Source organism: Streptomyces sp. C36 (assembly GCF_040932295.1).
GTDB lineage: Bacteria > Actinomycetota > Actinomycetes > Streptomycetales > Streptomycetaceae > Streptomyces > Streptomyces triculaminicus.
In genome coordinates this window covers 547,230-565,879 of sequence record NZ_JBFQGI010000002.1, presented here as the reverse complement: position 1 = coordinate 565,879, position 18,650 = coordinate 547,230, and the positions used below count along the sequence as shown (strand labels likewise).

17 protein-coding genes are annotated in these 18,650 nt (G+C 72.6%); 10 read left to right on the top strand and 7 right to left on the bottom strand.

All coding sequences use genetic code 11. The annotated features are described in order from the left end of the window. Positions 1–7 precede the first annotated feature (7 nt). Complete coding sequence (locus tag AB4K12_RS08185; protein WP_368433556.1) at positions 8–670, top strand: heme oxygenase (biliverdin-producing); 663 nt, start codon at positions 8–10, stop codon at positions 668–670. A 94-nt stretch (positions 671–764) separates the two neighbouring features. Here AB4K12_RS08185 and AB4K12_RS08180 read toward each other — a convergent pair whose 3' ends face one another. Next, positions 765–2,426: an HtaA domain-containing protein gene (locus tag AB4K12_RS08180; protein ID WP_368433555.1), complete on the bottom strand. Its 1,662-nt coding sequence runs from the start codon at positions 2,424–2,426 to the stop codon at positions 765–767. Positions 2,427–2,560: 134 nt separating this feature from the next. After that, positions 2,561–3,976 (bottom strand): HtaA domain-containing protein, encoded by a 1,416-nt coding sequence (locus AB4K12_RS08175; protein ID WP_368433554.1) that lies wholly within the window; start codon positions 3,974–3,976, stop codon positions 2,561–2,563. A gap of 112 nt (positions 3,977–4,088) precedes the next feature. Here AB4K12_RS08175 and AB4K12_RS08170 point away from each other — a divergent pair, with 112 nt between their 5' ends. The 7 genes from AB4K12_RS08170 to AB4K12_RS08140 all read left to right on the top strand — a co-directional run bounded on the left by AB4K12_RS08170 (position 4,089) and on the right by AB4K12_RS08140 (position 11,674). Next, positions 4,089–5,102 (top strand): hemin ABC transporter substrate-binding protein, encoded by a 1,014-nt coding sequence (locus AB4K12_RS08170; RefSeq protein ID WP_368433851.1) that lies wholly within the window; start codon positions 4,089–4,091, stop codon positions 5,100–5,102. Beyond that, a complete protein-coding gene (locus AB4K12_RS08165; protein ID WP_368433553.1) occupies positions 5,103–6,221 on the top strand; it encodes a FecCD family ABC transporter permease in 1,119 nt (372 codons plus the stop codon). Positions 6,222–6,370: 149 nt separating this feature from the next. Further along, the gene (locus AB4K12_RS08160; RefSeq protein WP_368433552.1) at positions 6,371–7,216 is read left to right on the top strand and encodes a heme ABC transporter ATP-binding protein; all 846 of its coding nucleotides are present in this window, start codon (positions 6,371–6,373) and stop codon (positions 7,214–7,216) included. Positions 7,217–7,340: 124 nt separating this feature from the next. Then, positions 7,341–8,474, top strand: coding sequence for an iron uptake system protein EfeO (efeO, locus tag AB4K12_RS08155; RefSeq protein WP_368433551.1), 1,134 nt, complete (start codon positions 7,341–7,343; stop codon positions 8,472–8,474). 15 nt (positions 8,475–8,489) lie between these two features. Beyond that, positions 8,490–9,797: an iron uptake transporter deferrochelatase/peroxidase subunit gene (gene efeB, locus AB4K12_RS08150; RefSeq protein ID WP_368433550.1), complete on the top strand. Its 1,308-nt coding sequence runs from the start codon at positions 8,490–8,492 to the stop codon at positions 9,795–9,797. A gap of 28 nt (positions 9,798–9,825) precedes the next feature. Next, on the top strand, positions 9,826–10,806 hold the full coding sequence (gene efeU, locus AB4K12_RS08145; protein ID WP_368433549.1) for an iron uptake transporter permease EfeU: 981 nt from the start codon (positions 9,826–9,828) through the stop codon (positions 10,804–10,806). Further along, on the top strand, positions 10,790–11,674 hold the full coding sequence (locus AB4K12_RS08140; protein WP_368433548.1) for a hypothetical protein: 885 nt from the start codon (positions 10,790–10,792) through the stop codon (positions 11,672–11,674). The genes efeU and AB4K12_RS08140 overlap by 17 nt, the downstream gene beginning before the upstream one ends. Positions 11,675–11,722: 48 nt before the next feature. Here AB4K12_RS08140 and AB4K12_RS08135 read toward each other — a convergent pair whose 3' ends face one another. Both AB4K12_RS08135 and AB4K12_RS08130 read right to left on the bottom strand, forming a co-directional pair. Continuing rightward, positions 11,723–12,454 (bottom strand): bifunctional DNA primase/polymerase, encoded by a 732-nt coding sequence (locus AB4K12_RS08135; RefSeq protein ID WP_368433547.1) that lies wholly within the window; start codon positions 12,452–12,454, stop codon positions 11,723–11,725. Between the two features lie 163 nt (positions 12,455–12,617). After that, on the bottom strand, positions 12,618–13,211 hold the full coding sequence (locus AB4K12_RS08130; RefSeq protein ID WP_368433546.1) for a TetR/AcrR family transcriptional regulator: 594 nt from the start codon (positions 13,209–13,211) through the stop codon (positions 12,618–12,620). A 132-nt stretch (positions 13,212–13,343) separates the two neighbouring features. On the opposite strand from AB4K12_RS08130, the gene AB4K12_RS08125 reads away from it, so the two are divergent. Continuing rightward, the gene (locus AB4K12_RS08125; protein ID WP_362261450.1) at positions 13,344–13,529 is read left to right on the top strand and encodes a DUF6243 family protein; all 186 of its coding nucleotides are present in this window, start codon (positions 13,344–13,346) and stop codon (positions 13,527–13,529) included. A gap of 93 nt (positions 13,530–13,622) precedes the next feature. Beyond that, positions 13,623–14,504, top strand: coding sequence for a dimethylargininase (ddaH, locus tag AB4K12_RS08120; RefSeq protein ID WP_368433850.1), 882 nt, complete (start codon positions 13,623–13,625; stop codon positions 14,502–14,504). A gap of 51 nt (positions 14,505–14,555) precedes the next feature. On the opposite strand, the gene AB4K12_RS08115 is transcribed toward ddaH, so the two are convergent. From AB4K12_RS08115 to AB4K12_RS08105, 3 genes are all read right to left on the bottom strand, one after another. Beyond that, positions 14,556–15,584 carry a small ribosomal subunit Rsm22 family protein gene (locus AB4K12_RS08115; RefSeq protein ID WP_368433545.1) on the bottom strand — a complete coding sequence of 343 codons (1,029 nt, stop codon included), beginning with the start codon at positions 15,582–15,584 and terminating at the stop codon, positions 14,556–14,558. A 10-nt stretch (positions 15,585–15,594) separates the two neighbouring features. After that, positions 15,595–17,004, bottom strand: a complete 1,410-nt coding sequence (locus tag AB4K12_RS08110) for a multidrug effflux MFS transporter (RefSeq protein WP_368433544.1) — start codon at positions 17,002–17,004, stop codon at positions 15,595–15,597. 138 nt (positions 17,005–17,142) lie between these two features. Beyond that, positions 17,143–18,624, bottom strand: coding sequence for an alkaline phosphatase (locus AB4K12_RS08105; RefSeq protein WP_368433543.1), 1,482 nt, complete (start codon positions 18,622–18,624; stop codon positions 17,143–17,145). Positions 18,625–18,650 lie beyond the last annotated feature (26 nt).

Here is an 18,650-nt window from a genome sequence, read left to right as displayed (position 1 = left end):
GGTCCTCTTGGACGCGCCCGCCCCGACCCCGTTCTCCACGCTGATCCGCACCGCCTCCCACCAGCAGCACACGGAGGCCGAGAACACGTCGTTCATGAGCGACATGCTCGGCGGCCGGCTCGGACTCGCCGCCTACCGCCGCTACACCGAACAGCTCTGGTTCGTCTACCAGGCCCTGGAGGCCGGGTCCGGGACCCTGTCCGCCGACCCCGTCGCCGGTCCGTTCATACGACCCGAGCTGGCCCGCGCCGCGCAACTGGAGCGGGACCTGGCCCACCTGGGCGGCCCCGGCTGGCGTACGGACCTGGTGCCGCTGCCCGCCACGGCGGCGTACGCGGCCCGCATCGAGGAGTGCGCCCGCACCTGGCCCGCCGGCTATGTGGCCCACCACTACACCCGCTATCTGGGCGACCTCTCCGGCGGCCAGATCATCCGCGGCACCGCCGAGAAGACCTGGGGCTTCGAGCGCAAGGGCGACGGCGTGCGCTTCTACGTCTTCGAGGCCATCGGCAACCCCGCCGCCTTCAAGCGGGAGTACCGCCTGCTGCTGGACGCGCTGCCGGTGGACGACCTGGAGAAGCAGCGGGTGATCGAGGAGTGCCGGCGGGCGTTCGCGCTGAACACCGCCGTCTTCGAGGCCCTGGGCCGGGAGTTCCCGCTGAGCGCCTGAACCCCCGTCCGCGACGACGCGGACGACGCGAGCAGGACCCGCGCCCGCCGGTGACCGTACCGGCGGGCGCGGGTGTTCGTGAGGGCGCGAGGGATCAGCCCTGGGTGTCGCGGCGGCGGCGCGTGGCGTAGACGGCGCCGCTGCCCGCGAGCATCATCGCGCCGGCCGCGCCGAGGAGCGGGCCGGTCGGGGTGCTGGAACCGGTCTGCGCGAGCGAGCCGGTGTCGGTGGTGGCGGAGCCGCCCGTGGTGGAGCCCCCGGTGGTCGAACCGCCGGTGGTCGAACCGCCGGTCGTGGAGCCGCCGGTGGTGGCGGTGTTCGAGCCGGACGCCTCGCAGGCGACACCGTCGCCGTCCGTGTCGAGCTTGGCGCTGTAGCCGGGCTCGCCCTTGCGCAGCGGCGCCTTGCCCGCGGCCGACACGGCCTCGCAGTTCTCGAACTCGGTGCCGTCGGGCAGCTTGGCGTTCGCGTCGAGCGCCACGGCCAGGGTCACCGGGTCGAGGGTCTCGCCCGCCGTGTAGTAGCCGGCGAAGGCCTTGGCGCCCTGCCCGGTCAGCGTCGCGGGGACGCCGGCCAGCGCGACGACGCCGTCCTTGGCCTTGAGCGAGCCGTCCGTGAGCTTGAGGGTCGCCAGCGGTACGTCCTTGCTGACGGTGCCGCTGGAGGTGACGTCGGCGGTCAGCATGCCGTTGGCGCCGGTCGCCCTGACCTTGATGCCGCTGAGCTTCAGGTCGAGCTTGCCGTCGTGCGCCGTGAAGCGGACGCTGCCGTTGAACTCCGCGTCGACCGCGCCGCTCGAGGCCTCGAACTTGCCGTGGCCCTTGGGGAAGCGGTAGCCGGCGCTCTTCTGCAGGGCGCCGTCGCCGAGCTCCACCTTGCCCTTGCTCTTCTCGATGTACGCGCGGAAGGACTGCTTCACGCCCCAGTCGAGGTTGCCGTCGAGGACGGTGCCGGGGGCGGGCTTCTCGCCGGGCTTCGGGTTCTCGTCCGGCTTGGGGTCTTCCGGCTTGGGCTTGGGATCCTCGGGCTTCGGCTTGGGGTCCTCCGGCTTGGGCTGCTGCGCGGCGCCCACCTTCACCGCGAGGGTGGCCGGGTCGACGTCCTGGCCTTCCTCGTAGGGGGACGAGCCCTGGAAGGAGAACACCTCCGCGCCGGCCTTGGTGAGCTTCGCCGGTATCTTCGCGTAGGTGACCGCGCCGCCTTCGCCGCCGCTCATCTTGCCCGCCCCGACGTCCAGGGAGGCGATGGCGACGTCCTGCTCGGTCTTGCCGCCGCGCGTGACGTCGGCGGTGATGCTGCCCTTCTTGCCCTTGGCGGCGGCGTCGGTGACGACCTTGATGTCGGAGAACTTGAGGTCGAGCTGGTAGTTCTCCTTCTCGGGGTGCGCCAGGAAGCGCACGCTGCCCTTGAAGGTGGTGGTCAGGGCGTGCGTCGAGGGGTCGTATGCGCCCTTGCCCCCGGCGAAGGTGAAGTCGCCGTTCTTGCGGGCCTGCTGGGCGCCGTCACCGAGCTCGATCTTGCCCTTGGCGAGGACGACGTACTTACGGAAGCTCTCCTTCACTCCCCATCTCAGCGAGCCGTCCGTGATCTCCATCTTCGGCGGCTGCTGGGCGTCGGTCTTCTGCCCGTCGGCCTTCTGCCCTTCGGTCTGCGCCGGGGTGCCCGCAGCGTGCGCGGGCACGGTCAGCGCGGTGGCACCCAGAGCGGTCGCCGTGGCCAGCGCGGCGAGTGCGGCGCGGCGTGCGGTGGCGGTCATCGTGTGTTCTCTCCTAGAGGGACATGAGATACGTGAATCAAGCCGTGCGGCCCCATGACATCAGGGAGCCGGAGGGCGGGGAAGGTCCGGGGCGGTCGTGGCCGGTGCGTGGTGCGCCACATCCCGATGGAGTGTCAGGTTCCGTTCGAGGTCCGCCGCTTCCGCACCACGAGCACGTACGCGGTGCCCGCCGCCACCAGCACCCCCGCGCCGATGGCGACCGGGAGCGCGGGGAAGGAAGACGAAGAAGAAGGGGCGTTCCGTGCGGCCGCCCGCTCCCCGGCCCGCGCGGCGGCCGACGGCGACGCCGCCGCCTCCGTCGTGGGCGCGCCGCCCAGGTCCGGCAGGGCGGGCAGCCGCGCCGAGGCCCGAAGGGGGACGGCGAGGGAGACGGGGTCCATCTCCGCGCCCTCCTGGTAGAGGCCGCCGAACGCCTTGGAGCCCTCGGCCGTGAGCTTCGCGGGGGCCTCGGCGACGGCGGCGAGGCCGTCCTTCTCCTTGAGGCCGGAAGAGTCGAAGGTGACGAGGGGAACACTCTTCTCCGTGCCGCCGCTCCTCGTCACGTCCGCCGAGAGCGTGCCCTTGCCGTCCTTGGCCGCCACCGTCACCCGGCCCAGCGCGAGGTCGAGGTCCTTGCCGGTGAAGCGCAGGGTGCCGGCGAAGGCCGCGTCGAGGGTGCCGGACGCGGCGTCGTAGGAGCCCTTGCCGGCGGGGAAGCGGAAGAGCGCGCCGCCGTCCTGGGCGCCGTCGCCGAGCCTCCAGGAGCCCCGGGCGATGGTCCCGGTGACGTACTCCCGGAAGGTCCGGCGCACGCCCCAGTCGACGGCCGCGCCGGTGAACTCCCCCTTGCGCCGCTCCTTTTCCTCCGGCGCGCTCGGCTGCGGCGAGCCGGAGGGGCGCGCGTCGGGCGACGCCGGTCCCCCGGTCACGACGTCGGCGGACAGGCTCACCCGGTCCAGGGCGGTGCCCTCGGTGTAGTAGCCGGCGAACGCCTTCGCGCCCTGCGCGGTGAGCGTGGCGGGAATGTTCGCGAGGGTGACGGACCCGCCGCCGCCCCGCAGGTCGATGCCCGTCAGGTCGAGCGAGGCGAAGGGGACGTGGGAGGCGGTGCTGACCTCGCCCGTGCCCTTGGCCTTGCTGGTCACGTCGGCGTAGAGGGTGCCACGGCCGCCCGAGAGCCGGACGCCGGGCCGCTCGAGGGTGAGGTCGAGCTCGTGGGAGCCGTCGGGCTTGGCGTGCCCGGTGAAGCGCACGCCGCCCGCGAAGCCGGCCTCGAAGAAGCCGCTGCCGGGCCGGTAGGCGCCCTTGGCGGAGTGGAAGCGGAACCGGCTGTCGCCGACCGTGGCCGCCCCGCCCCGCAGGGTCCAGCCGCCGTGCGCGACGGGCCCGGTGACATAGCTCTGGAAGGAGGACTTGATGCCCCAGTCCAGCCGCCCGCCCGACACCGTCCGCTCGTCCTCCGCGTGCGCGAGGGGCCCGGGCGCCCATGCCGTCAGCACGGCCGCGAGCAGCGCGACCACGCTCGCGCGGGCAGGTCTGGACGGCGGCATGGAAGGCCCCTTTCTCCATAGCAATTTAGGTAAGGCTAACCTAAGCTACATCCGGATTGATTCGCTACGGAAAGGCGGGAACGTGTCCCAACGCCAGTCGGTGGGCGGGCCGATGGGCCTCCCACGCCCGCTCGGCGCCCTCGTGGCCCTGCTGGCCCTGGCCGCCGTCCTCACCGGCTGCGGCGCGTCCGGCGCCTCGTCCGGCACGCCGGCGGGCACCACCGAGGGGCGGCGGGCGGCGGGCGACCGCGTCGAACCGCTCCCCGGGACACCGGAGTCACGACTCCCCGTCACCGTGCGGTCCGCCGACGGCCATGACGTCACCGTCACCGCCACTGATCGCATCGTCCCACTCACCGGCTCGCTGTCCGAGGTGGTTTTCGGCCTCGGTCTGGGCGGCAGGGTCGTCGCCCGCGACATCACCGCCACGTTCGAGCAGGCGCGCGAACTGCCGGTCGTCACGCGCGCGCACGACGTCTCGGCCGAGAGCGTGCTCTCGCTCAAGCCCACCCTCGTCCTGGCCGAGACCACCACCGGCCCCGCCGAGGCCGTCGCCCAGATCCGGGCGGCCGGCGTCCCGCTCGTCGTCCTCGACCCGGCGAAGAAGCTGGCCGACGTCGGCACCCGCATCGAGAAGGTGGCCGCGGCGCTCGGCGTCCGCGCCGCCGGGGACCGGCTGCGCGAGCGCACCGCGCAGCGCCTCGACGCGGCGAAGAAGGGCATCCCCGGGGGCGGCGCCCGAAAGCCGCGCGTCGCCTTCCTCTACCTGCGCGGCTCGGCCTCCGTCTACCTCATGGGCGGCGCGGGCTCGGGAGCCGACTCGCTCATCGAGGCGGCGGGCGGCGTCGACGCGGGCAAGGAGTCCGGCCTGCGGAAGGACTTCACCCCCCTCACCAGCGAGGCACTGGCCAAGGCCGCGCCGGACGTGATCCTCGTGATGAGCAAGGGACTGGCATCGGTCGGCGGCGTGGACGGCCTGCTGAAGATCCCCGGCGTCGGCCAGACCCCCGCCGGCATGGACCGCCGCGTCGCCTCCGTCGACGACGGCGCCCTGCTGAACTTCGGGCCGCGCACGGACGCCGTGCTCAAGACCCTCGTCGAGCAGATCCACGAGGGCGGCCGCTGAATGGTCCTCTCGCCGAAGCCCGCCCCTCCCGCCGCCCGGCGGGAGGACACCGCCGCGCCCCCGGCCGGCGCCGCCCCCGCACCGGCGGGACGCCGCCGCGCCGGCCCCCTCCTCGCCCTGGGCATGACCGCCGCCCTCCTCGCCCTCTGCCTGCTGTCCGCCGGCCTCGGCGCGTACGACATCCCTGTCGGCGACGTGCTGGGCTCGCTCCTGCACCGCGCCGGCCTCGGCGGTGCCGCGCTCGACCGCGTCGGCGAGAGCGTGCTGTGGAACGTACGGCTGCCGCGCCTGGCGCTGGCGCTCCTGGTCGGGGCGTCACTGGGGTGCGCGGGGGCGCTGATGCAGGGGGTGTTCGGCAATCCGCTGGCCGAACCGGGCGTCATCGGCGTCTCCTCGGGCGCGGCCGTCGGCGCGGTCGCCTCGATCGCGCTGGGGCTCGGCTTCCTCGGCACCTGGACCGTGACCGCCTGCGCGTTCGCGGGCGGGCTGGTGACCGTCCTGCTCGTCTACGCGCTCGCGCGCTCGGGCGGCCGTACGGAGGTGGTGACGCTGATCCTCACCGGCATCGCGGTGAACGCCTTCGCCGGCGCGCTCATCGGGCTGTGCGTCTTCCTCGCCGACAACGCGCAGCTCACGCAGATCACCTTCTGGCAGCTGGGCTCGCTCGCCCAGGCGACCTGGCCGAAGGTGCTCGCGGTCCTCCCGTGCGCCCTGGCCGGGCTGGCCGTCGCCCCCTGGTACGCCCGGAAGCTGGACCTCCTCGCCCTCGGCGAGCGTCCGGCCCGCCACCTGGGCGTGGACGTCGAGCGGCTCCGGCTGATCCTGGTGCTGGTGGTGGCCCTGCTGACGGCGGCGGCGGTGGCCGTGGCCGGAATCATCACGTTCGTAGGGCTGTTGGTGCCGCACCTGCTGCGGATGGCGGCGGGCCCGGGGCACCGCTTCCTCGTGCCGGGCAGCGCCTTGGGCGGCGCGCTCGTCCTGGTCGCCGCCGACCTCGCGGCCCGCACGGCCGCCCAGCCGGCGGAGCTGCCGCTGGGCGTCCTGACGGCGCTGTTCGGCAGCCCGTTCTTCTTCTGGCTGTTGCGCAGGACGCGGCGGAAGCAGGGAGGTTGGGCGTGACGCCGACGGTGTCCGGCCGGGGGTCCGGGGGTTGTCCCCGGGACAACACAGCTGGTTGCTGCGCAGGACGCGGCGGAAGCAGGGAGGTTGGGCGTGAACAGGCGGACCACTCCGCTGAGGTCGCTGCGAAAGCAAGGGGGTTGGGCGTGATGCGCTCGTTCTTCGGCCGCCGGGCGAGGCGTCTCCCCTCCCCCCGCCCCCTCGGCTCCGTACGGGTCGAGGCCCGCGCCCTACGGGTGCGGCTCGGTGGCCGGACCGTGCTGGACGGGGTCGACCTCTCCGTCGCCGCCGGCGAGGTCGTGGCGCTCGTCGGGCCCAACGGCGCCGGGAAGTCCACGCTTCTGGCCGCGCTGGCCCACGATCTGCCCGCTACCGAAGGCGAGGTGCGGATCGACGGCGGGCCCGCCGACGGGTGGAGCGCCGGCGAACTGGCCCTGCGCCGGGCGGTGCTGCCGCAGGCGGCCGAGCTGTCGTTCCCTTTCACCGCCGGGGAGGTCGTCCGGATGGGCCGCGCGCCCTGGGCGGGGACGCCCGCCGAGGACGAGGACGACGCGGCCGTCGAGGCGGCGATGGCCGCCACGGAGGTGGCCGGATTCGTCCCCCGCCCGTTCGCCGCGCTCTCCGGTGGCGAACGGGCCCGGGTCGCGCTGGCCCGCGTCCTCACGCAGCGCGCCCCGCTGCTGCTGCTCGACGAGCCGACGGCCGCGCTGGACCTGCGGCATCAGGAGCTCGTGCTGCGCGTCTGCCGCGAACGCGCCGCCGCCGGGGACGCGGTGGTGGTCGTCCTGCACGACCTCGGCCTGGCCGGGGCGTACGCCGATCGCGTCGTCGTCCTGCACGAAGGGCGCGTCGTGGCGGACGGTCCGCCGGCCGAGGTCTATGCGCCCGCATTGCTCGGCAGGGTCTATGGACAGCCCGTCGATGTAATTGATCATCCGCACACCGGAGAACCTTTGGTGATCCCGAGACGGGCGGGACGAGATTTTGCTTCGTGAGAGCAGAATCACTCACCCAACGGGGAACAGGGTAGGCAAGGCTCAGATAAGTTAGGGCGGCCTAATTCGACCGATCGTTTTAGGCCACGCCCTCGTCCGCTCTCCGAGCAAGCTGGAGCCCTTCATGCGAGTCCTCCGCTCCTCCGCCGTCGCCGCCATCGCGGTGGCCGCGGCCCTGACCACCGTGTCCGGTTGTGCCGAGAAGTCGGACAAGAAGGACTCGGACGCCATTCTGGTCAAGGCCACGGATGACAAGTGCGAGGTCTCGAAGACCTCTTTCCCGACCGGTCACATCAAGATCAATGTCGAGAACAAGGGCTCGAAGGTCACCGAGGTCTATGTCTACGGCTCGGGCGACCGAATTGTCGCGGAGCGGGAGAACATAGGCCCCGGCACCAAGGCGGAGATCGTCGCGACGATCAAGAAGGCCGGCGCGTACGAAATCGCCTGCAAGCCCGGAATGAAGGGCGACGGCATCCGCCAGAAGGTCACCGTCACCGGCGACGGCAAGCAGGAGAAGAGCGACCCCGCGCTGGACAAGGCGGTCGCCGAGTACCGCAAGTACGTCCAGCAGCAGGCCGACGAGACGATCCCGGCGGCGCAGAAGTTCGCCGACGCCGTCAAGGCCGGCGACGTGGACGAGGCGAAGAAGCAGTACGCCGTCTCCCGCATCGGCTGGGAGCGCACCGAGCCCGTGGCCGAGTCCTTCGGTGACATCGACCCGAAGGTGGACGTCCGCGAGGACGGCCTGGAGAAGGACCAGAAGTGGACCGGCTGGCACAAGCTGGAGAAGTCCCTCTGGGAGGACAAGCAGATCACCGAGGACGACAAGAAGCTGGCCGAGCAGCTGATGACGGACCTCAAGGGCTGGCAGAAGGTCGTCGGCACCGCCGAGATCACCCCGACCAGCATGGCCAACGGCGCCAAGGAGCTGCTCGACGAGGTGGCCACCGGCAAGGTGACCGGTGAGGAGGAGCGCTACAGCCACACCGACCTGGTCGACTTCCAGGCCAACGTCGAGGGCGCCGAGAAGGCCTACGAGCTGCTGAAGCCGGTCGCCTCCAAGAACGACTCGGGCCTCACCAAGGACCTGGACAAGCAGTTCGGCGAGCTGAAGAAGCTGCTGGACGACTACCGCGACGGCGACACCTTCAAGGCGTACGACAGCGTCGGCAAGGACGACCGCAAGAAGCTCTCCGACGCCGTCAACGCCCTGGCCGAGCCGCTGTCCAAGCTCGCCGGCGCGGTCGCGAAGTAAGGGCGGGGAACTTCCATGACCGACGAGACGCCACAGACCACCACCGGCGCCACGACCGACGCCACGACCGAGGAGACGACGGCGAAGGCCGTCCCCTCCCGCCGCTCCGTGCTCGGCTGGGGCGGCGCCGGGCTCGCGCTCGGTGCCGCCGCCGCGGGCGGCACCGCCGTCGCGCTGCGCACCGGCGGCGACGCCCGTCCGGCCGCCTCGGCCGGCGACGCGGTGCCGTTCCGCGGCGCCCACCAGGCCGGCATCGCCACGCCCGTCCAGGACCGGCTGCACTTCGCGTCGTTCGACGTCACCACGTCCGACCGCGAGGCGCTGATCAAGGTGCTGAAGGAGTGGACGGCCGCCGCCGAGCGGATGACGGCCGGTCACGAGATCGGCGACGGCGCGTACGGCGGGCAGGCGGAGCTGCCGCCGGACGACACCGGTGAGGCCCTCGGCCTCAAGCCCTCCCGGCTGACCCTGACCTTCGGCGTGGGCCCCGGCCTGTTCGAGAAGGACGGCAAGGACCGCTTCGGGATCAAGGGCCGGCGCCCGCAGGCCCTGATCGACCTGCCCGCCTTCCCCGGCGACAACCTCGACCCGGCCCGCAGCGGCGGCGACCTGTGCGTCCAGGCCTGCGCCGACGACCCGCAGGTCGCGGTGCACGCGATCCGCAACCTCGCCCGCATCGGCATGGGCAAGGTCGCCATCCGCTGGTCGCAGCTCGGCTTCGGCAAGACGTCCTCGACGACGCCGGACGCCCAGACCCCGCGCAACATGATGGGCTTCAAGGACGGCACCCGGAACGTCTCGGGCACCGACACCGCCGCCCTGGACAAGCACGTGTGGGCGAGCGGGAAGGACGGCGCGGCCTGGATGGCCGGCGGCTCCTACCTCGTCGCCCGCCGCATCCGGATGCACATCGAGACCTGGGACCGCACCTCGCTGGGCGAGCAGGAGGACATCTTCGGCCGCGACAAGGCCCAGGGTGCCCCGGTGGGCAAGCAGCGCGAGCGCGACGAGCCCAACCTCAAGATGATGAAGCCGGACTCGCATGTGCGTCTGGCCCACCCGGACAGCAACAGCGGCGCCACCATCCTGCGTCGCGGCTACTCCTTCACCGACGGCACGGACAAGCTGGGCCGGCTGGAGGCGGGACTGTTCTTCATCGCGTACCAGCGCGACGTGCGGGACGCCTTCGTGCCGCTGCAGAAGAACCTCGCCGCCAACGACGCGCTGAACGAGTACATCCAGCACGTGGGCTCGGCGATCTTCGCGGTGCCGCCGGGCATCGAGGGCGACGGCGACTGGTGGGGCAAGGGCCTGTTCGCGTGAACGACCCCCGCACGGAAGGAGAGGCCGCGTGTTCGGCAACTACCTGATCGGCCTGCGTGAGGGCCTCGAGGCCAGCCTCGTCGTCTGCATCCTGGTCGCGTACCTGGTCAAGACCGGGCGCAAGGACGCGCTGCCGCCGGTGTGGACCGGCATCGGCGTGGCCGTGCTGATCAGCATGGGCTTCGGCGCGCTGCTGACGTTCGGCTCGCAGACCCTGACGTTCGAGGCCCAGGAGATGCTCGGCGGCTCGCTGTCGATCATCGCGGTCGGGCTGGTGACGTGGATGGTCTTCTGGATGCGGCGCACCGCGCGGCATCTGAAGAAGGAGCTGCACGGCAAGCTCGACGCGGCGCTGGCCATGGGCACCGGCGCGCTGGTCCTCACGGCCTTCCTCGCGGTCGGCCGGGAGGGCCTGGAGACCGCGCTGTTCATCTGGGCCGCCGCCGACGCCACCGACGACGGGATCCGGCCGCTGGTCGGCGCGATGCTCGGCCTGCTGACGGCCGTGCTGCTCGGCTGGCTGTTCTACCGCGGCGCCCTGAAGATCAACCTGGCGAAGTTCTTCACCTGGACCGGCGCCATGCTGATCGTGGTCGCGGCGGGCGTGCTCGCCTACGGCTTCCACGACCTGCAGGAGGCCCGCTTCCTGCCGGGCCTGGCGAACAGGGCCTTCGACGTCAGCGAGCAGATCCCGGCCGACAGCTGGTACGGCACGCTGCTCAAGGGCGTCTTCAACTTCCAGCCCGATCCGACATGGCTTCAGGTCGCGGCGTGGGGGCTGTACCTGGTCCCGACCCTGGTGGTGTTCTTCGCCCCGGGCCGGACGGGTAGGGTGGCGCCGTCCCGAGCAGCCACCGAGGAGTCGAAGCGCGATGAGACGCCGGTCGCCACGGCCACGCCGAGTGTTGACGGCGGCGGCTCTGACGCTGCCGTTGCTGGCGACGGCGACGGGCTGCGTGACGGTGCACGGCGAGCGGGCTCTCATCCCGTCGGTGAGCAGCAGGGCTGAGGCCGCCAAGGTCCTCGACACCTTCACCGACGGCTACAACAAGGCGTACCGCAAGCTCGACCCGGCCCTGGTGGACCGGGTCGAGGGCGGTGCGCTGGCCGAGATAGCCAAGGCGGACCTGGCCGCCCAGCGTGCCGCCACCCCGGGCGGCAATCCGGGATACCCCGCGCTGAAGCTGAGGGACGCCCGCTTCACGATCCCGAAGGCGGCCGGCTGGCCGAAGTTCTTCGTGGCCGACACCCTCAGCAACCGCGACCGCAACCGCTGGCTGGTGGTCTTCACGCGCGACGGCGCCCGGGAGCCCTGGAAGGCCTCGTACCTGACGCTGCTGGCCGCGGGGAAGGTGCCGGAGTTCACCGTCGACAAGGACGGGTACGCCGAGGCCGTGCCGGCCAGTGGCGACACCGGGACGGCCGTGGCGCCGGGCGCGCTCAGCCGCGCGTACACCGAGTATCTGCGCACCGGGCAGAACGGGCCGTTCCTGCCCGGGGGCCAGCCCGCGCAACTGCGCGAGGAGCGCGGCCGGCTGGCGCGGACCCCCACGTTCTGGACCGAGTACATCGACACCCCGGACAAGGCCCCGGACTTCCCCCCGCTGGCCCTGCGTACGGTCGGCGGCGGAGCCATGGTGTTCTTCACCGCGCATCACCGGGAGAAGCGCACGATGGTCAAGGGCGTGCGCCCGTCGGTCACCGAGCCGCGTACGAAGGCGCTGCTCAAGGGCGACCTCAAGCAGGCGGTGACGTACACGCGGGTCTCGGAGTCGGCGGTGCGGGTGCCGGCGCGGGAGGCCCCCGGCGCGGACGGCGGCGCCCGGACCGTCTTCCTCAACCGGATCGAGTCCCTGATCGCCGTCAAGGGCGAGTGACGTCCCGGCCCTCTCCGGCCGCCCGCGCCCGCGGGCATCCCGCGTCGGTCAGCGGCCGATCGGCCAGGGGTGGGCCGGCTCGTGGTCCTGGCGCTCTCCCGCGTACTGGGCGCAGGCGTCGGTGAGCGCCTCCAGCAGGGTCAGCGGGTCCGGCAGGGGGCGTTCGGCGCCGTGCAGCCAGACCACCGGCTCGTCACCGGGCAGCAGGGAGGGCGGCAGCAGCACATAGCTGCCGCGGCAGTGCCAGCGCAGGCCCGGATGCTCGTCCATGGTCTCCGGATGGCAGTCCAGCTCGCAGGGCCACCACTCGTCCTCGTCGTCCGGGGTGCCGCGGGTGGCGGTGAAGAACAGCATCCGCTCGTCCTGGGCGACCACGGCGACCGGGCCCACGTCGACGCCCGCCGCCGTCAGCCGGTCCAGCGCCTGCCGGCCGGCCTGGGCGGGGACGTCGAGGACGTCGTGCGCGATGCCGGTGGCGGTGACGAAGTTGGCCTCCGGCTGGCCGCGCAGCCATTTGGTGACCTTGTCGGCGTCGGTGGTGGCGAGGGTCTGCCAGGCGAACGAGACGGGATGGCGCCCGGGGGTGGGACAGCCGATGCGCTCACAGGAACAGCCGTAGCCGGACGGGTGCGCGGCGGGCGCCAGGGGGAATCCGGCGGCGGCCGCGGCCAGGAGCAGCTCCTCGCGGGCGGCTCCGGTGGCCGCCCCCGTACCCGTATCGCCGCCCGCTCCGCTCCGGGGGCGGCGCAGCCATTGGGAGAACCTGCTCTTGCGTTCCATCTATCCCCTCACTTCGACCGCGGTCTCCGGTCAATGCTGCCACCATCCTGCTCCTGGTGTGACCGCCGAACGTACCCGGGGGGTGTGAGACCGGACGCGCCGGAGGCTCGCGCGGGGGCCGTGCGCGGCCCCCGGCGCGGCGTCCGCGGAGTTCGAGGGGGCTTCAGCGCCGGGTGATGCCGGCCAGCACCAGGTCGACGAGGGTGTCGACGAAGTCGTAGGTGAGCGGGGCCGTACGCATGAGCCAGCGCTGGGAGAAGGGGCTGAGGATCATCTCGGCGGCGATCCGCAGATCGACGTGCTCGGCGACCGTGCCGGCCTCCTGGGCGCGCCGCAGCCGCTCGACGTAGGCCTGGACGCCGGTGTCCTGCAGCCGGTTCACGAACTGTTCGGACAGCTCGGGGTCATTGGCTCCGGCGACCGCGAGCGCCCGGTAGGGGGCCTCGAACTTCGGGTCGTTGAACTCGTCGACGGTGGCGCGCAGCACGAACTTGAGGTCGGCGGCCAGGTCGCCGGTGTCGGGCAGGACGGCCGGCTCGTCCCCCACGTCCGCGGTGAACGCGTCGAGGAGGACGGCGGCCTTGGAGGGCCACCAGCGGTAGATCGTCTGCTTGCCGACGCCCGCGCGGGAGGCGATGCCCTCGATCGTGAGCTTGTCGTAGCCCACCTCGCCGACCAGTTCCAGGGCGGCGTCGAAGATCGCGCGGCGGGAACGTTCGCTGCGTCGGGTGGCGTCGGGGGTCTTGGTAGTGGCCATGCGGCGCAGTGTAGCGAGCGCTTGAGGCGAAACGTATCGTCTCCATCTCCTTGACAAGACGATACGTCTCGTCCAAAGTAAGGGATGTCGCGAGACGGACCGTCTCGCGAAACGAGCGAAGGGAGAACCCTCATGAGCAAGGGCAACGCGGGCGGCATGCTCGGAGTCGGCGGCACCCGCAGCAACCTCTCCCGCGCCACGCTGCGCGGCGGCGGCCGCGGCGGGCGCGGGGCCGGCGGCGGCATCGACGCGAACGCGGCCAAGCGGGAGCTGCTGCGTTCGCTGCGGGAGGGGCGCGCCGGCCGCGGCGGTGCGTAGCCGCCGGGGCCGGGGCGGACACGCCCTACGTCACGGGGTGGTCGATAAACCACCCGTACGGTTCATGCGCGAAGGTCGCGCAGCGTGGACGATTTGGGCACGTACGACACCGGCGTACGTGCCCAACACCACCGTGAGGAGCGCGACTTGCGTACAGCCCCGCGTGCATCCACCCCTCGGCGCTACCTGATGTGCCCGCCCACGTACTTCCGGGTCACATACTCGATCAACCCCTGGATGGACCCGGGCAAGCCGGTCGATCTGCCGCTCGCCCTCGCGCAGTGGGAGGACCTCCGCGACCGCTACCGCTCCCTCGGCCACACCGTGGAGGAGCTGACCCCGCGCCCCGACCTGCCCGACATGGTCTACGCGGCCAACGGCGCCACCGTGGTCGACGACCGGGTGCTCGGCGCCCGCTTCGCCCACCCCGAGCGCTGGGCCGAGGCGGGGGTGCACCTGGAGTGGTTCCGCTCGCACGGCTACACGGACGTGCGCGAGCCGAACCACATCAACGAGGGCGAGGGGGACTTCGCCGTCACCGCCACCTGGCTGCTGGCCGGGCGCGGCTTCCGCAGCAGCCCCCTCTCGCACCCCGAGGCGCAGGAGTTCTTCGGCCGCCCGGTCATCGGCCTCGACCTGATCGACCCGCGCTACTACCACCTGGACACGGCGCTGTGCGTCCTCGACGACTCCACCGACGGTGAGCTCATGTACTACCCCGGCGCGTTCTCGCCCGGCAGCCGGGCCGTGCTCGAGCGGCTCTTCCCCGACGCGCTGATCGCCGGCGAGGAGGACGCGGCCGCCCTCGGCCTCAACGCCGTCTCCGACGGACGCCACGTCCTGCTGCCGCAGGCCGCGGTGGGCCTCTTCGGGCCGCTGCGGGACAGGGGGTTCGAGCCGATCGGCATGGACCTCGGGGAGCTGCTCAAGGGCGGCGGCAGCGTGAAGTGCTGCACGCAGGAGCTCAGGGGCTGACCGCCCGCGCCGGGTGGCCGGGGCCCCGCCCCGGCCACCCGGCCACGACCTCTACGACCCCTCGGGCGGCGGCCACTCGTCGCCCCAGTCGGCGTCGCGCGCCGCCCGGTAGAGGGCGCCGTGCCGCTTGGTCACCGTCTCGCGGGCCAGGCCCTCCTCCGGCGTGCACAGCTCCAGCAGCACCTGCCCCTTGCGGATCTGCGGCCTGCGCACGATCCGGGAGGGCGACTCGGGGACCGCGACGTCCCGCACCGCCGCCACGTAGGAGAACTTCTCGTCCTCGTACGCCAGCGAACCGCCCTTGACCTGCCGGTGCAGCGAGGAACGGCTCACCCGCGCCGAGAAATGGCACCAGTCCGTGCCCGCCTCGATGGGGCACGCGGCGCTGTGCGGGCAGGGCGCGACCACGCGGAAGCCGGCGGCGATCAGACGGTCGCGGGCCTCGATGATCCGCAGGTATCCGTCCGGGGTACCCGGCTCGATGACGACCACGGCCCGTGCGGCGCGGGCGGCCTCGTCGGCCACCGCCCTGCGGCCGTCCTCGGTGAGCTCGCCCAGCACGTACGAGACGGTGACCAGGTCGGCCTCGGGTATGACGAGCTTGTCCCCGATGGTCTGCCGCCGCCACTGGGCCGTGCGCAGCGCCTCGGAGGGGGCCTCGCGGGCGAGCTCCGCGCCCAGCGACAGCGCGGGCTCGGCCCAGTCCAGGACCGTGGTGCGGTGCCCGCCCTCCGCCCAGGCGGCCGCCACCGCCCAGGTGGCCGCGCCCGTGCCGCCGCCGACGTCCACGTGGGAGGCGGGCGTCCACTCCGGGAGCCGGTCGCGGAACGCCTCCAGCGCGGAGCGTACGGCCTCGAAGGTCGCGGGCATCCGGTACGCCGCGTAGGCGACGACGTCGGAACGGTCGCGCAGGATGGGCGTGTGGGTGGGGGTGCGCCCCCGGTAGTTGGCGATCAGCCGCTCGACGGCCTGGGTGGCCTGCCGGGGCGGAAGCCCGTCGAGGAGGCCGGCGAGAGCGGTGCGCAGGGTCTCACCGGTGAGCCGGGCCTCGCCGGTCGGCGGGTGTGCGGGGGCGTGCATTCCTGCAAGTTTAGGCGGCTGCCGTGTCTGCTGTTGCTTCTGTGGCTCCTGTGGCGGTCCTTTCCGCCGCTGCCGCCCCTTCTGTCCCTTCCGCCCTTTCCGATCCTGTGGCCCCTTCAGTCCGTTCAGTCCTGTCAGTCCCGCCCGAAGCCTCCGGCCGCTTCCGCCACGGCCGGCACAGCCCGGCGAAGCAGGCGAGGGCCGCCAGGGCGCAGGCCAGCTGGACGGCCGCCATGGGCACCGCCGTCCCCTCCCCCGCGATCCCGACGAGCGGGGAGGCGACGGCCCCGAGCAGGAAGGTGGACGTCCCCAGCAGGGCGGACGCGGAGCCGGCGGCGTTGCCGGAGCGCATCAGGGCCTGGGCGTTGGTGTTGGGCATGGCCAGGCCCATCGCGGACATCAGCACGAAGAGCCCCGCCGACACGGGCGCCAGCCCCACCCGGCCGAACACCCCGGAGGCCATCACGAGCAGGGCCGCGGACGCGACGGCGATGACGCTCAGGCCCACCGCCAGGACCTTGTCCATGCTGACGCGGCCGACCAGCAGCTTGCCGTTGATCTGGCCGACGACGACGAGCCCCACGGAGTTGGCGCCGAAGAGCAGGCTGAAGGTCTGCGGCGACGCCCCGTAGATGGCCTGGATGACGAAGGGCGAGGCGGAGATGTAGGCGAAGAGCGCGGAGAAGGCGAAGCCGCCCGCGAGCATGTAGCCGGTGAAGACGCGGTCGGCGAGCAGGCCCCGCATGGCCCGCAGCGCCTCGCCCAGCCCGCCGGCCTGCCGGCGGTCCGGCGGCAGCGTCTCGTCAAGCCGGCGCCAGACGAGGAGGGTGAGGAGGAGGCCGATGGCGGTGAGGACGACGAAGACGCCCCGCCAGTCGGTCAGCCGCAGGATCTGCCCGCCGATGAGCGGCGCCGCGACGGGGGCGACGCCGGATATCAGCATGAGGGTGGAGAAGAAGCGGGCCATGGCCACGCCGTCGTAGAGGTCGCGGACGACGGCACGGGCGATGACGATGCCGGCCGCGCCGGCCAGCCCCTGGACCAGGCGGAAGGCGATCAGCAGCCCGGCGTCGGGCGCCAGCGCGCAGGCGGCGGTGGCCAGGACGTAGATCGCCATGCCGGCCAGGAGGGGGCGCCGGCGCCCCCACTTGTCGCTCATCGGGCCGACGACGAGCTGGCCCAGCGCCATGCCCATGAGGCAGGCGGTCAGGGTGAGCTGGACGGTCGCGGCGGGAGAGCGCAGGGCGTCGGTGACCTCCGGCAGGGCCGGGAGGTACATGTCCATGGACAGAGGGGGGACGGCCGTGAGGCCGCCGAGTATGAAGGTGACGAGCAGACTGGTGCGGCGAGCGGCCGCGGAGGCGGCGGGACGGCCGGTGCTCCGGCCGTCTGCCGCCTGGGAGCGGCCGGGGTCCGTCATGGGTGACTCCATGGAAGAATCTGCAACTTTCAAGAGACTTCCATGGTGTCATGAGCGACCCCGGTACGTGTCCCTTACATCTGGTGATCTGCGCTACGTACGGCACCGCCGCGTACGCCCTGAAGGCGCGCGCCCGCGCTACGCCCGGCTGAAGCCCGGAGCCCCGGCCTCGGAGACGAACCGGGCGGCGGTGGAGATGTCCCCGCCCGGGGTCACGACCCCGCTCACCGTGCGGAAGTCGGCCTGCAGCCGGCTCCGGTCGAGCGTGACGACCACGTACCCACGGCGGGCGTCGTAGTACTTCATGTGCGGGTTGGCCGCCAGCATCAGGTTCCAGTCGTCCGGGCGCTCCTCGCCGTCGAAGCCGCTGGAGACGGACGTGCCGACCACCTCGACGCCCATGGTGCGGGAGCCGGGGTCGTCGAAGTCCCGTTTGACGTCCATGGCGTAGTGGACGTGGACGTCGCCGGAGAGGACGACCAGGTTCTCCACGCCCGCCCGCTCGACGCCGGCCAGCACGCGCTCGCGGGACGCGGGATAGCCGTCCCAGGCGTCCATGGACACCTCGGAGCGGTCGGCGGTGGTGTTCTTGCGCCGGCTGAAGGCGACCTGCTGGGCTATGACGTTCCAGCGGGCGGTCGAGGCGCTCAGCCCGTCGAGGAGCCAGCGCTCCTGGACGTCCCCGGTGATCGTGCGGGCAGGGTCCTCGGACTCGGGCCCCGGGTACTTCCAGCCGTCGCCGTACGCCTGGTCGGAGCGGTACTGCCGGGTGTCGAGGATGTCGAGCTGCGCCAGCCGCCCGTAGTGGAAGCGGCGGTAGAGGGGCATGTCGGGCCCGGTGGGCCGGAGCGCCTCGCGCAGCGGCATGTTCTCCCAGTACGCCTGGTAGGCGGCGGCACGCCGGGCGCGGAAGACGTCGACGGGGTCGTTGTTCTGGGAGACCAGCCCCGCGTAGTTGTTCTCCACCTCGTGGTCGTCCCAGGTGACGAACCAGGGGTGCGCGGCGTGCGCGGCCCGCAGGTCGGGGTCGGACTTGCCGAGCGCGTACCGCAGGCGGTAGTCGGTCAGGTTCCAGGTCCAGTGGTCGAAGAACTCCGGGAGCGGGGCGTCGGTGTACTCCCGTGCGCCGGCCTGGGCGTTGATGGCGTTCTCGTAGATGTAGTCCCCGATGCAGAGGACGGCGTCGAGGTCCTCCCGGGCGAGATGGCCCAGGGCGGTGTAGTAGCCCTCGTCGTACTGCATGCAGGACACGACCGCGAACCCGACGCCGTCCGGCACGGCGTCCGGCGCGGGAGCGGTACGGGTGCGGCCCACGGGGCTGATCCATCTGCCGACCCGGAACCGGTACCAGTAGACGCCGCCGGGATCCAGGCCGCGTACCTCGAGGTGCACGGTGTGGTTGTCGGCGGCGGGCGCGGGAACGGTGCCGCTCCGCCGGAGCTGCCGGAACGATTCGTCGCAGGCCAGTTCCCACTGGACGTCGACGGCGCCCTCGGCGGGCAGGCCGTTGCCCGGCTCGTAGGGACGGGGAGCGAGCCTGGTCCACAGGACGACGGAGTCGGGCAGGCAGTCGCCGGAGGCCACGCCGAGGGTGAAGGGATTCTCGGTGAGGGGGGTCATGCCTTCAGACTGCGCGGGACGGGGGT